The sequence below is a fragment of the Aeromicrobium phragmitis genome (assembly GCF_003674095.1).
GTDB classification, from domain to species: domain Bacteria; phylum Actinomycetota; class Actinomycetes; order Propionibacteriales; family Nocardioidaceae; genus Aeromicrobium; species Aeromicrobium phragmitis.
On record NZ_RDBF01000001.1, the window covers coordinates 133,670 to 146,262 of the forward strand.

The following is a 12,593-nucleotide window of genomic DNA, read 5'->3' on the forward strand; positions in this document are numbered from 1 at the left end:
GGTCCGACCGCCGGGCAGAGGTGCCGAAAGTCATGCGCCGGAATGCTGACCTTCGGCACACGCGCGCGACTCGGTCCCGCTTCTAACGTCGAGGCATGAGTGAACCCGCCATCCTCGCCGAAGGCCTGCACAAGCAGTACGGCGACACCGTCGCGGTCGACGACATCAGCCTGCGCGTCGAGCGTGGCGAGACGCTGGGCATCCTCGGCATGAACGGGGCCGGCAAGACCACGACGGTCGAACTGATCGCCGGGCTCCGGGCTCCCGACCGTGGGAGCGTGCGCGTGCTGGGTCTCGATCCACGTCGCGACCGTGGCGCCGTACGCCAAGTGCTCGGTGTTCAGCTGCAGCACGCCTACTTGCACGGCGCCCTGACCGTCGTCGAGCTCCTCGAGCTCTATCGCAGCTTCTATCCGGACCCGCGCAGCACCGAGGAACTGCTCGAGCTGGTCGAACTGACCGGCCAGCGCAAGACCCGCTTCGAGAAATTGTCGGGAGGGCAGCAACAACGGCTTTCGATCGCCTTGGCGCTCGCCGGTCGCCCGCAGGCCGTGATCCTCGACGAGCTCACGACCGGCCTCGACCCCCGCGCCCGGCGGCGCATGTGGGCGGCCGTCGAGAGCCTGCGCGAGGAGACGGTGATCCTCGTCAGTCACGCGATGGAGGAGGTCGAGCGCCTCTGCGACCGGGTCGCGCTGATCGACGCGGGTCGCATCCTGGCGTCCGGCACCCCGGCAGAGCTGGTCGCGCAGTCCGGGGCGCCGAATCTCGATGAGGCGTTCGTCGCGCTCACGGGGAAGGAACTGGAGATCGAGGAGGAGTCCGCATGAGTACCGCCGTCGCGCACCGCCCGGGGCTGCACTCCTGGCTGACCCTGATCCGCTGCGAGGCCAAGATGGTCGTCCGGGACACCGCCGGACTCGTCGTTCCGATCGGCCTGCCGCTGCTGATCCTCGTCATGAACGCGTCCGCTGCCGGAGACGAGGAGATCACCGCCGGGCGGACCGCGCTCGACCTGTACATCCTCCCCCTGGTGTTCACGATCGTCACCGCGACGATCGGGATCATCAACATGCCGAGCTTCCTCGCGTACTACCGACGCAGCGGCATCCTCCGCCGGCTCGCCGTCACCCCGGCGTCCCCGGCGATGGTGCTCATCGCGCAGGTCGTCGTGAGCCTCATTCAGGCGATCCTCGGCATCGCGCTCGCGTTCGCCGTCGCCGTCCTCGCCTTCGGCGCTCACCTGCCGGTGGATCTCGGGCCTGCGGTCGGCATCGTCGCACTGTCGATCGCCGCGATGTACGCCCTCGGGATGGTGGTCGCCGCCTTGGCGCCGACACCGAACTCCGCCGTCGCGATCGGTCTCGTGGGCTTCTTCGGACTCGGTGCGCTCGGTGGCTTGTTCGGCGGCCGGGACTCACTGCCCGGCCCGCTCGCCACACTCGGCGAGTGGTTGCCGTTCGGGGCGTCAGTCGAGGCACTGTCGAACGCGTGGGCGGGGCAACCGGTCGAGGCCGTTCACCTGCTGAGCCTCGCCGTCTCGGCCGTGCTGGGTGCCGGCATCGCGGCTATGTTCTTCCGATGGGACTGACGATGCTCGGGGCGGCGGCGTCCGTGGGATTCCTGCTCGTCTTTACCCTCGACGGCTGGACGCGTCCGGGGTTCAGCGCCCGCCGCCATCCCGTCAGCGCGCTCGCGCTCGGACCGCGAGGCTGGCTGCAGACCGCCAACTTCATCGTCTGCGGAGTAGCGTCCGTGATCGCCGCCTTCGGGCTCCGGACGGTGAGCGACTGGACCGCCCTCGCCGTCGCAGCCGCCGGTCTGGCGCTCATCGCCTCGGGCATCTGGCGCATGGACCCGATGCGCGGCTACCCACCCGGGGCGCCGGCCCACGTGCCGCTGTCCGAGACGTCCACCTCGCACCGCATCCACGACGTGGCGGGCATGGGCGTGTTCGGGGCCCTACCGATCGCCGCACTGCTCACCGCGCTCGCGGACGTGGACCCGTGGTTGCGCTGGTACTCCGTGGTCACCGCCGTCGTGACCGCGATCCTGCTCGGAGTGTTCGGCACGGCGTGGGAGCGCGACACTCCCAACGCCGGAGCCTGGCAGCGCCTCCTCATCGTCGCCGGCTGGAGCTGGCTCACCGTCCTCTTCGTCGTCGCGGCCTGATCGACGGGCTCACCACGTGCGGCTGACTGTCGCCTTACTCCCAGCAGCGCCTCGTTCATCGCCTCATCTTCTAGACACCACGGCCCGTCCCGCTCGTTCCCACCGCCCCTGCCCCCTGTGCTTCAACAACCATCGAACTCAAACTGCAGTAGCCCACTCACGAGGACGTCGGAAGGTGAAGGTCGACGCCGGAGAGCTGGCTCAGCTGCGCCCACAGGGCGTGAGCGATCGCCGGCTCCGGCAGCGCCGTGCGGGACAGCTTCTCCGCCTTCACCGGCAGGCCGCGTGCACCGTTCGCTGGGCCAAAGTAGTCGCCGCCGACGGCGTCCGGGTCGGTGAGTGCTCGCACGGCCGGCCAGGCCCCGGCGTCTTTCCCCTGTGCCCACGGCGTGAACGGGTTGCGCTGGTACGGCCTCGTTGCGTCCCGGACGCCGGGACGCTCGGGGGTCTTCGCGTCAGCGGCCACGCCAGGGTGGGTGACGATCGATGCGACCGGAAGACGCGCGGCGCGCAGCCGCCGGTCCAGCTCGAACGCGAACATCTCGGTCGCCGTCTTGGCCTGGGTGTACGCGCGCAGGCCGAGCTTCGGCTGCTGGAGGAGGTCGTCGACGGGGAGGTTCCAACGGTGCACGAACGAGGTCGATGCGTGAACGATCCGCGACGGTCGTTGACGCCGCGTTCCGGTGTCGGCCAAGCGGTCGAGCACTCCCGCGACCAGCGCGAAGTTCGCGATCGGATGGGTCCCTGCCAACAGCGGAAACCCGTCTTGTGTACGAGCGCGCGCGCCGAGCATGGGGCCGCCGTTGAGGAAGATGCCATCGAGCGCGGGCAGCGCCGAGAGAGCTGCGGCCGCACCTCGTACCGATGCCAGCGACGCGAGGTCGAGCACGACACTGGAGACGTCGGCGTCCGGCACCTGACCGCGGAGCGCGGCCTCCGCAGCGACAAGGCGGTCCTTCGAGCGCGACATCAGGATCACGCTGGCCCCGGCGGACGCGAGCTGTTCAGCCGCGAAGTAGCCGATCCCAGCGTTGCCACCAGTAACCGCGTAGCTCCGACCTCGCAGGTCGGGTAGGTGGACAGGGTCCCACGTCATGGCAGCGCCTCCAGAGGTGTCGAACTAAATCGGATGATCTATCCGCTTAACGTACCAGAAGCGGATGAGCCATCCATTTTGAGGTAGGCTTCCCTCATGGTCACCAAGCGTGCGGATGCGAGTCGCAACCGCAGCCGGATACTCGACGCCTCGCGCTCGCTGCCGCGCGACGCGCTCCGCCTGAACGATGTGGCTCGACGGGCAGGCCTGGGAGTCGCCACGGTGTACCGACACTTCCCGACCACGCACGCACTCGTCGAGGCGCTCGCCACCGACACACTGCTCCGCATGAGAGATCTTGCACTCTCATGCGCCAGCGATCCGGACACCTCCCGTGCCTTTCGGTCATTTCTGTCCGGGGCTCTGGAGCTGTTGCTCGAGGAAGGTGGATTGCAGGCTGTTCTCGTCTCCGAGGAAGGAGACTCCGAGCAGGTACAGCACGCCAAGAGGGAGTTGGGGGCGGCTCAGGATCGTCTCCTCACCCGCGCGCACGCCGAAGGCGTCCTCCGCCACGACATCGGCGTCGAGGAGTTGCAACGCCTCGTCTGCGGTCTCGAGCACGCTGTCCGCCTCGACCCCCATCGCAGCCGCGAAGCACCGCTCGACGTGCTGCTCCGAGGCGTTCGTCCCTAGGGGATCGGATAGGCCGTCGAGGTGCTGAACGAACACGGCAAGAGGGCAGCGACGAACGGCCAGGGCGCGTCGGTAAACGATCGTTCTCGGTTCGCTGCCACGGTGGCCAGGCGCCCGCCTGATTGGTGAGCCAGAAACCCAGGCCGAAGACCCAGTGCCGAAAACGTCGTCGCCGAAAAGGTCGCGCGAAGAGTTTTCGGGGCGCTCGAGCGACTGTGGGCGATCGGCTGTGAATCGCGGCGGTAGGTGTCGTGGTTTCGGCGCCGTTTAGCGTCCAATGAGCAGGGCTTCCTGGGCGGCGTCGACGGCTTCGGGGGTGAGGTGGGTGTGCTTGTTGATGGTGAGGATGCGGTTGACCTGGGTGACGAGCCGGTCGGCCAGCCGGAAGTTTCCGTTGGTCGCTCGGACGATCGCGGCGAGAGCTGCGGTGTGGGCGAGACCGGAGTCGTCCGGGTCGGGGTCCGGGAGGCGCTGTGCGACGACGGCGGTGAGTTCGTCGCTGCGGAGGGGGCGGTATTCGTGGGCGAAGCCGATGCGGCTGTAGAGCTGGGGGTAGCGGGCGAGGCGTTTCTCGATGCCGGGCATGCCGATGAGGATGACGCCCATTCGGTGGCGGTCGTAGAAGTCGCGGACTTGTTCGAGCCCGGCCGTCCTGAGCCGGTCGGCTTCGTCGATGATGAGGAGTTCGGTGTTCCCGCTGTATTGGGATTCCGCGTGAACGTATGGGTCGACGTGGCCGTGCTGGGCGTAGTCGATTGCCCAGGAGATGTGTTGGCAGGCCCGGGGTAGGCCTTGGTCGATCTGCTTGATAGTCGCGGCGACGGTCGGGGTGAAGAACGCTGTTCGGCTCTGTTGGACCGCTTCCGGAACGGGTGGCAGGGCGCCGGTGCCGCGTGACAGCGGGTGCCACTGCTCCCATTCGTCGGTGCCGGCGTAGTGGCGGGCGGAAAGCGTCTTGCCGATTCCGGGTGCTCCGTAACAGAGGCCGATGTAGCGGTGCGAGCGGACGGTGTCTGCGAACTCCGTGAACCGGCGGTGCTCCCGCGTGGTCACGAAAGCTGGCCGCGTGTCTGCGTGGTCGTCGAGGATCGTCACGTCGAGCAGGGTGTGGTCCATCTGCCACTGCTCATTCGGCGCGGACGCCGTCCGGCGGTAGACCAGCTCGAACCTGTCTCGGTAAGCAGCGTCCCCGCCGTCCGCGAGAGTCGCCAGGCCCGGATCGAGCGACTGCGCGATTTCGCGGACCGTGGTGTATCCCGGGGCCGGCAATCCGCGGTCTCGAGCAATGTCGCCGATGCGACGGTGGATATACGCGATCGTCGGCGCGGGCCGGCGCACAGCAAGCGCCTCGATTGCGGTGACCAGCTCGGCGGCAGTGCGCGTCGATCCCTTATCGCGGCGAGGCGCTCTCGCGAGCTGACCGGTCTCAATCCGAGCTGCCCAGCGTTGCAGAGTCCGCACCGCAACGCCGGAGTGCTCCGCAAGACGCGTCCATGGCACACCGTCCTGGTGTTGGCGCACAAGCTCGGCCTTCTGCTGCTCGCTGAAGTGCGCCATGATCCCTTGTCAGGCCCGCTCGACGTGCGCGGCCAAGTGCCGGTAGATCGTGGGCCGGGACACCCCGAACGTGTCGGCGATCTCCTGCACGGTGTGGCCGCCTTCGTCATACATCGCTCGGGCCTGCCGGATCTTTGTCGGCGTCATCTTGAACTTCGGGCCCCCCTTCCGCCCGCGTGCGCGGGCGGCCGCGAGGCCGTCGTGGGTGCGTTCCACAATGAGGTCGTGCTCGAACTCCGCGATCGCGGCGAGCATGTGGAAGAACAGACGGCCACCCGGAGTGGTGGTGTCGATGCCCTGCGAGAGGGCCTTCAACCCGACCCCACGCTGCTGAAGCTCGTCCGCGACTTGCTTGAGGTTTCGGACCGACCGGCCGAGCCGGTCAAGCTTCGTCACCACGAGCGAGTCGCCCTCGCGCAGATACCCAAGGGCTTCTGTCAGCGCCGGCCTTTTCGCCAGGGTGCCGGATGCGTGTTCGACGAAGATCTTGTCGCAGCCTGCAGCTTCGAGTGCATCGGTCTGGCCGTCCGGATTCTGGTCTCGGGTCGAGACGCGGGCGTAACCGATCGTGGCCATGCCTCGGCGTATCGCGAACGCCGCCTGCTTTACATAGATCGTCGACACGAGTCATGAGACACGACTCGCCGAACTCGGCGCGATGATCGGCGACTGCCTCATGAACGGTCGACTGTGAACAGGTGCACGACCACAGTTGGCTCAACCTGCCGGTGCGGTCACGGTGTCCCATGCCGAGTATGCAGCTGATGGCGCGATGTCGTTCCAGCACGCGAGCCATGTTCGGCGGAGCATGGTGGGTCGCCAGGGAGAGCGGCGCAGGTCGAGGGGGATGAGGGGGTCATCGCGGAGCGCGGACTCAAGGGCGTCGGCGAGCAGGATGCGTCGGACGTCGGCGTGGGCGGTGGGGTCGTCTTGCCTGATGGCTGTTGCAATGACGTCGTATGCGGAGTCGATGGGCTCGGCGGGCCAGAGTTCTTCTGCGATCGTCCGCGGATCTGTGACGCCTCGAATGTTGAGATCCCTCGCGGTTGCTGAGATCACGTACCGCCCCATGGCAGGGTCCAGGAGTGGCCGGAGATCGTGGGGGCTCAGAAATGTGCCGGTGGCGAGTGAGGCGGCGCCGGAGGCGAGGAGGGTCCGGCGTAGGGAGTCGCGGGCGGCGCGCTCGCGCTCTGGCGCGCCGATCGCGTAGAGGTTCCATGAGCCGTCCCACGGCTCTTTCTCAGCATCTTGTTTGAACGCTAGGGCGAGTGCGGATCGATCTCGGTCTATGCGCTCCCGTCCGGTATCCGTGAGTTCGAGCGTGCCTGAGCGTCCGCGTCCGATTTGTGTCAGCTCGCCGGCTGCCTGCATTCGACGGATTGCGAGACGGACGGGCTGGTCGCCCGTGCCGAGGAGGTCGGCCGTGTCGTATACGCGGGCGAGAGGCGCCTTCCCGCGCATCGGGAGGAACGCTTCGACGATGGTGCGCCCTGCGATCCGACTGCTCACTCGTCGACTCTCCGCTCCATGGTTAGATAGCGATCGAAACCGTACACGCTGGAGAGCGGGCCCAGCGCCCCGGCCGAGACCTGTTCGAACCCGCGACGTCGATACAACGCTTCGGCGCGAGGGTTCGTGTCCACGACCGACAGGCGAACAGAGCGCAGGCCCTCGCTACGGGCGAGCTCGACGGCTGCCTCCAGGAGGGCGGTTCCCGTTCCCCGACCCCGGCTCGCGCCGTCCACACAGATCCCATCGAGCACCAACGTGTCATCCACGTCTCCACGGGCTAGGGGGCTGAGTACGAGTGCGGCCCGTGCCGCGGCAAGCCAGGGCAGGCTGGCCCGCAGGGAGTGCCAGGTCACAGGCACGGCGCCTGCGCCGTCACGGTGGAAGCCGCACATCCCTACGAGATCGTTCCCAGACCGGGCGATGAGGGTGCGGTCCGACCGGAGCGACGCCGTCACGACACTCAGGCCGCGTTCCGCTGAGACGAAGGCGGGGCGGAGTTTGCGCCGGAAAGCCGCCCAGTAGAGAGCCGCGACTCGATCGCGCTCCGCCGCGGCAAAGCCGTGCCCGATGATGATCTCCATCCCCCGAGTCTATCGCATAGTGTACGATCGTTCATATGAAGAGAGGTATCCGGTGGATGGCCATCGTTGCCAGTGTCGTCCTCGTTGTTGCTGCAGGTGCTATTGGGGTCGCGCTGGTCGGCAACTCGTATGCGTTCGATGAGCGGCACGTCGAGATTCCGGTGACCGGTGGCAGCCTGTCGGGCGTCTTGACGACACCCAAGAGCGGCGAGGCTCACGGAGTCGTTGTGATGGTGCACGGGGACGGTCCCGTCGACGCGACGCAGAACGGTCTCTACGACCCGTGGTTTGATGGCGCGGCCGCCAGCAGATACGCGACGCTCTCGTGGAGCAAACCCGGCGTCGGCGGGTCGGATGGCGACTGGCTCGCGCAGAGCCTTCCCGACCGAGCCGCAGAGGTAGGCGCTGCGATCGACTGGGCTGCGGCGCAGCCAGATGTCCCGACGTCGACGATCGTCCTGTGGGGTGCGAGTCAAGCGGGCTGGGTCATTCCCGAGGTGGTCGCCGACCGCGACGACATTGCCGGCGTTGTGGCAGTCGGTACCGCTATCAACTGGCTGAAACAAGGACAGTTCAACCTTCAAGCGGAACTCGATCACGAGGGCGCAGATGCCGAACAGCGCGCCCGCGCCGAAGCCGCAAGCACCAGCACGAATGCGCTCCTGGAGCGCGGGGCAAGCTATGAGGAGTATCTCGGTGAGACCACCGAGGCCGACCCCATGACCCGCGAGCGGTGGGGATTTGTTCAGCGCAGCTTCCGCGCCGACGCCACCAGCGATCTCACCCGAGCGGCCACACATCACGTGCCGTGGCTACTCCTCGCCGGCGAGCATGACCGAAACGTCGACGTCCACGAAACTGCCGAGGTCTACCGTGGGATCTTCGGCAGAGACGTCGAGGTCACATGGGTTGACGCGGTGCACTCCATGGCGCGCCCCATGGTCGATGATTCCGAGTTCATCGGCTTCGTGACGGGAGTGTTCTGGCCGCGCGCGCTCTTGGCACACGGCGTCATCGACTCATACCGCGGATTCCTCGATCAGGTGACAGGCTCCCACTGAAGCATGGCACGACATGCGAACCGATCGCTTGTGGGCCCGCGGGGCGACACGACAACCCGCGACGGCTATCACCGCCGAAGACGTGCCATCTAATTCCGCGACTCACACGCCCACCTGATTGGTGAACCAGAAGCCAGTGCCAAAAACGTCGTGGCCGGAAATGGTGCGCTAGAACGGCGAGACGTTGAGTCGCAAGGTCATCGTCGCGCGCCGTGCCGCCGGCGAACCGGCGACACGGCGTGAGCGAACGATGTCTTGCCGATCAGCGGCGAACTCGACGAGGGGTCGAGCCCGCGGTCGCGAGGTCGATCCCCTTGGTCTCCGGCAGGAGCCACACCGCGACGCCGGTCGCGACGCAGAGCACCACGATGTAGAGGCTGGACGCCCAGCCGATGCCGAGGTTGTTCAGCAGCTGGTTGAGGTAGGGCGCGCTGCCACCGAACACGGCGACCGAGATCGAGTACGCGAATCCGATGGCCTGGGTACGCACCCGGGTCGGGAACACCTCCGACATCGTCGAGGACAACAGCGCTCCGGGCATCGCGACCACCACGAGGGCGAGCGTGGCCGCCACGAGCAGCGTCCACGGCTGGTCACTGATCAGCCCCATGAGCGGGAACTGAAGGACGATCATGGCGACCGCGAAGGCCAGCAGCACCGGCCGGCGGCCGACCCGGTCGGAGAACCGTCCCCAGAGCGGGAGGGACGCCAGCGCAAGCGCCTGGGCGATGACCGACATCCAGTAGGCGGAGCTCGCCGCCATGCCCTGCTCGGCGATCGCGTACGTCGAGACGTAGGACGTCCAGGTGTAGTGGGCGGCTGTGATGCCGCTGGTCATCGCGATGACCAGGACGATGCCGCGGACAACCTGCGAGCGCGGCACCTCCACGACGGGCGCGCTCTCGGCCGCCGGGGTGCCGCCAGCCGGGGCGTTGCCGTCGGCGAACACCTCGCTCTCCTCCATGCCGCGGCGGAGCACGAGCACCACGAGCGCCGCCACGCCGCCGATGAGGAACGGGATGCGCCAGCCCCATTCGCCGACGGCGCTCTCGCTGGTGGACGCGGTGATGACGCCGCCCACCGTGTACGCGAGAACCGAGCCGCCGAAGATCGCGACGAACACGATGCTGCCCCACATCCCGCGCCGGTTGGGCGGCGCGATCTCCGCGACGTAGGTGTTGGCGGTGGCGGACTCACCGCCGTGCGCGAAGCCCTGGACCATCCGGGCGAGGAGGAGCAGCAGCGAGGCGAAAGCACCGATCGACTCGTACGTCGGCATGATGCCGATGGCGAAGCTGCCGCCCGCCATCATCAGCATCGTGGTGATGAGGACGAATTTGCGTCCGCGCCGGTCGGCGATCCGCCCGAAGACGATGCCGCCGAGGGGACGCATGAGGAATCCGACGGCGAACACCGCGAAGGTGGACAGCAGCGCCGATACCGGGTCGTCCTGGCTGAACATCACCGCGGCGATGAACGGTGCGAACACCGCGTAGGCGCTCCACTCGTACCATTCCAGGACGTTGCCGACGGTGCTGGCGACGAGCGAACGTCGCTTGCTCGTCGGCGCGTTCACGGCATCGGGCTCGATCGTGTGTGCCATCGCGTCTCCTCGGGTGGGCGGGTCTCAGGCGTCGGTGCGATCGCGCAGCACATTGCGGCGGATCTTGCCGGTCGCGGTCTTGGGAAGCCCCGCGACGACGTGGACGTCGCGCGGAACCTTGTAGGCGGCGAGCCGCTCCTTGACGAAGGCGCGCAGGGTCGTGGGCTCGACCGACTGGCCGGCCGCGAGCGACACGTACGCGACGACGGACTCGCCTTGGTATTCGTCGGGCCGGCCGACGACGGCAGCTTCCAGGACGGCCGGGTGCTCGTACAGGGCGTCCTCGACCTCGCGGGGCCACACCTTGTACCCGGACACGTTGATCTGGTCCTTCAGCCGGTCGACGAGGTAGACCCAACCGTGCTCGTCCATGATCGCGACATCACCGGTGCGCAGCCGTCCGCCCGGCATCGTCTGCTCGGTGACCTCGGGCTTGCGCCAGTAACCGCTCATCAACTGGGGGCCGTTGAGCTCGAGCTCACCCTGCTCTCCCGGCGGAAGCGGCTGACCCTCGCTGTCGATGATGCGCGCGGTCAGGCCCGGCAACGGCACGCCGATGGACAGGGTGCCGCTCGGTTCGTGCACGGGCGCCTCCGCTCCGAGGGGTACGCCGATGACGGCCGAGCTGGTCTCCGTCATGCCGTAGACGTTGTGGATGTAGACACCGAACCGGTCGACGAACCGCCGCACGGTGGCCGGCGGGATGGGCGCCCCTCCCGAGTAGAGGGCGCGCAGGCTCGCGAACTGCTCACGGCTCGCTCCGGGCACCTCGGCGAGTGCGTTGAACGCGGTGATCGACCCGACGGTGGTCGTCACCTGGTGCTCGGCGAAGACATCCAGCACGACCTCGGCGCGGAACCGGTGGGCGAAGACCAGGAGCGTGTCGTGGACCAGCGCCATCGTGGCGTTGACCACCGCTCCGGTGATGTGGAACAGCGGGGCGATGGCGAAGACGACGTCGCCGGGGCGCAGGTCGGTCCAGCGGGCGTACGACGTCGCGACGTGCAGCACGGCGCTGTGACTGTTCATCGCGCCTTTGGGCGGGCCGGTGGTGCCGGAGGTGTACGTCAACAATGCGACGTCGTCGGCCGTCAGGTCCAACGGCGGCACGGTGCGGCCGCGGTGCTCTTCGATGAGGGTGAGCAGATCGCCGTCGGGGGCGGGCTCGGGGCGCTGCGGGTTCTCGCCGAACACCCGAGTGTCGTCGCGGGACTGCAGGTCCCGCGCGGAGGTGCTGACCACCCACCGCACCGTGGTGTCCGCGGTGGCGTCGGTCGCCGCCTCGATCCCGTCGTCCTCGCAGATGATGCCGACGGCCTCGGCGTCGACGATGAGCCGGCGCAGCTCCTCGCCGCGGTACATCGGATTGAGGATGAGCGCCGCCGCACCGAGCTTCCAGAGCGCGAGGAGCACGAGGGCGTACTGCGGGATGTTCTGCAGGTACACGCCGACGTGGTCACCGCGTCCGACACCGCGCTCGGCGAGAGCGCTGGCGAGCGCTTCGGCCATCGCGTCGGTCTCACGGACCGAGCAGTGCTGGTCGAAGTAGGCGAGCGCGGGCGCGTCCGGCTGCCGAGCCAGGCGCGCGTTCCACGCCTCGATCAAGGTCCCGTACTCCGACCTGATGTCCTCGTCGACCCCCGACGGGTACAGCGTCAGCCACGGCTTCTCGGTTCCGGTCACACCCCTCGCCTCTCTTCCGACCGAGCGATCGCTCGGTTTAGAGTGTGTGTGGCAAGGTGACCTATGTCAAGCCCAGAATGTGAGGTGGACCACGATGGCGATCGACACGACTCCGTCGTCCCTGACTCCGCTGTCGCCGATCCTCGAGGCCGCCCAGGAGTGCTTCGTGGAGCAGGGGTACCACGGCACCTCCATTCGGGTCATCGCCGCGCGCGCCGGCCTGTCCGTGCCGGGCCTGTACCACCATTACCGGTCCAAGCAGCAGATGCTGCAGGACGTCATGAAGCACGCCATGACGTCGCTGTACCGCCAAAGCGAGGACGCCCTCGCCGCGGCGGAGACCGATCCGCTGGCGCAGTTCAATGCCCTCGTGGGCTGCCTCGTGCGGTTCCACGCCTTCGAACGCGCCCCCGCCTTCATCGCCTACAGCGAGATTCGCAGCCTCGACGAGGAGGCCCGGCGCGAGCACATCGCCCGCCGCGACGCCCAGCAGCGGCTCATGGATCAAGTGGTCGAAGCCGGGGTCGCCGCCGGCGAGTTCACGACGCCCCACCCCACCGAGGCGAGCCGCGCCATCGTCACGATGTGTACCTCGGTCGCGCAGTGGTACCGCATGGACGGGCCGCTGACTCCCGACGAACTCGTCGACCGTTACCTGGCGATCGCCCGGATGACGATCGGCGCCCGCGGCTGAG

The 12,593-nt window shown here is 67.9% G+C and carries 13 protein-coding genes; 6 read left to right on the forward strand and 7 right to left on the reverse strand.

What is annotated here, in order from left to right:
- Positions 1–95 precede the first annotated feature (95 nt).
- Genes D9V41_RS00615 through D9V41_RS00625 form a run of 3 tightly spaced genes read left to right on the forward strand, consistent with a single transcriptional unit; the run spans position 96 to position 2,172 of the window.
- On the forward strand, positions 96–830 hold the full coding sequence (locus D9V41_RS00615) for an ABC transporter ATP-binding protein (RefSeq protein ID WP_121792601.1): 735 nt from the start codon (positions 96–98) through the stop codon (positions 828–830).
- Positions 827–1,591, forward strand: coding sequence for an ABC transporter permease (locus D9V41_RS00620; RefSeq protein WP_121792602.1), 765 nt, complete (start codon positions 827–829; stop codon positions 1,589–1,591). The genes D9V41_RS00615 and D9V41_RS00620 overlap by 4 nt, the downstream gene beginning before the upstream one ends.
- Complete coding sequence (locus D9V41_RS00625) at positions 1,582–2,172, forward strand: DUF998 domain-containing protein (protein WP_121792603.1); 591 nt, start codon at positions 1,582–1,584, stop codon at positions 2,170–2,172. Before D9V41_RS00620 ends, D9V41_RS00625 begins: the two co-directional genes overlap by 10 nt.
- 157 nt (positions 2,173–2,329) lie before the next feature.
- On the opposite strand, the gene D9V41_RS00630 is transcribed toward D9V41_RS00625, so the two are convergent.
- Complete coding sequence (locus D9V41_RS00630) at positions 2,330–3,268, reverse strand: SDR family NAD(P)-dependent oxidoreductase (RefSeq protein ID WP_121792604.1); 939 nt, start codon at positions 3,266–3,268, stop codon at positions 2,330–2,332.
- A 96-nt stretch (positions 3,269–3,364) separates the two neighbouring features.
- Between D9V41_RS00630 and D9V41_RS18655 the strand changes: the two genes are divergently transcribed.
- Positions 3,365–3,901 (forward strand): TetR/AcrR family transcriptional regulator, encoded by a 537-nt coding sequence (locus D9V41_RS18655; RefSeq protein WP_121792605.1) that lies wholly within the window; start codon positions 3,365–3,367, stop codon positions 3,899–3,901.
- Positions 3,902–4,168: 267 nt separating this feature from the next.
- Here the strand turns inward: D9V41_RS18655 and D9V41_RS00640 are convergent, their stop codons facing one another.
- The 4 genes from D9V41_RS00640 to D9V41_RS00655 all read right to left on the reverse strand — a co-directional run bounded on the left by D9V41_RS00640 (position 4,169) and on the right by D9V41_RS00655 (position 7,551).
- The gene (locus D9V41_RS00640) at positions 4,169–5,458 is read right to left on the reverse strand and encodes an AAA family ATPase (RefSeq protein ID WP_208006675.1); all 1,290 of its coding nucleotides are present in this window, start codon (positions 5,456–5,458) and stop codon (positions 4,169–4,171) included.
- A 9-nt stretch (positions 5,459–5,467) separates the two neighbouring features.
- The gene (locus D9V41_RS00645; protein WP_121792606.1) at positions 5,468–6,034 is read right to left on the reverse strand and encodes a recombinase family protein; all 567 of its coding nucleotides are present in this window, start codon (positions 6,032–6,034) and stop codon (positions 5,468–5,470) included.
- 141 nt (positions 6,035–6,175) lie between these two features.
- Complete coding sequence (locus tag D9V41_RS00650; protein ID WP_208006676.1) at positions 6,176–6,967, reverse strand: hypothetical protein; 792 nt, start codon at positions 6,965–6,967, stop codon at positions 6,176–6,178.
- Positions 6,964–7,551, reverse strand: coding sequence for a GNAT family N-acetyltransferase (locus tag D9V41_RS00655; RefSeq protein ID WP_121792607.1), 588 nt, complete (start codon positions 7,549–7,551; stop codon positions 6,964–6,966). The genes D9V41_RS00650 and D9V41_RS00655 overlap by 4 nt, the downstream gene beginning before the upstream one ends.
- Positions 7,552–7,586: 35 nt before the next feature.
- Between D9V41_RS00655 and D9V41_RS00660 the strand changes: the two genes are divergently transcribed.
- Positions 7,587–8,612, forward strand: a complete 1,026-nt coding sequence (locus D9V41_RS00660; RefSeq protein WP_121792608.1) for an alpha/beta hydrolase family protein — start codon at positions 7,587–7,589, stop codon at positions 8,610–8,612.
- 262 nt (positions 8,613–8,874) lie between these two features.
- Here the strand turns inward: D9V41_RS00660 and D9V41_RS00665 are convergent, their stop codons facing one another.
- Together D9V41_RS00665 and D9V41_RS00670 are read right to left on the reverse strand one after the other, a co-directional pair.
- On the reverse strand, positions 8,875–10,215 hold the full coding sequence (locus tag D9V41_RS00665; RefSeq protein ID WP_121792609.1) for an MFS transporter: 1,341 nt from the start codon (positions 10,213–10,215) through the stop codon (positions 8,875–8,877).
- Between the two features lie 24 nt (positions 10,216–10,239).
- Positions 10,240–11,898 (reverse strand): class I adenylate-forming enzyme family protein, encoded by a 1,659-nt coding sequence (locus D9V41_RS00670; RefSeq protein WP_121792610.1) that lies wholly within the window; start codon positions 11,896–11,898, stop codon positions 10,240–10,242.
- Positions 11,899–11,992: 94 nt separating this feature from the next.
- Here D9V41_RS00670 and D9V41_RS00675 point away from each other — a divergent pair, with 94 nt between their 5' ends.
- Complete coding sequence (locus D9V41_RS00675) at positions 11,993–12,592, forward strand: TetR/AcrR family transcriptional regulator (protein ID WP_121792611.1); 600 nt, start codon at positions 11,993–11,995, stop codon at positions 12,590–12,592.
- Position 12,593 lies beyond the last annotated feature (1 nt).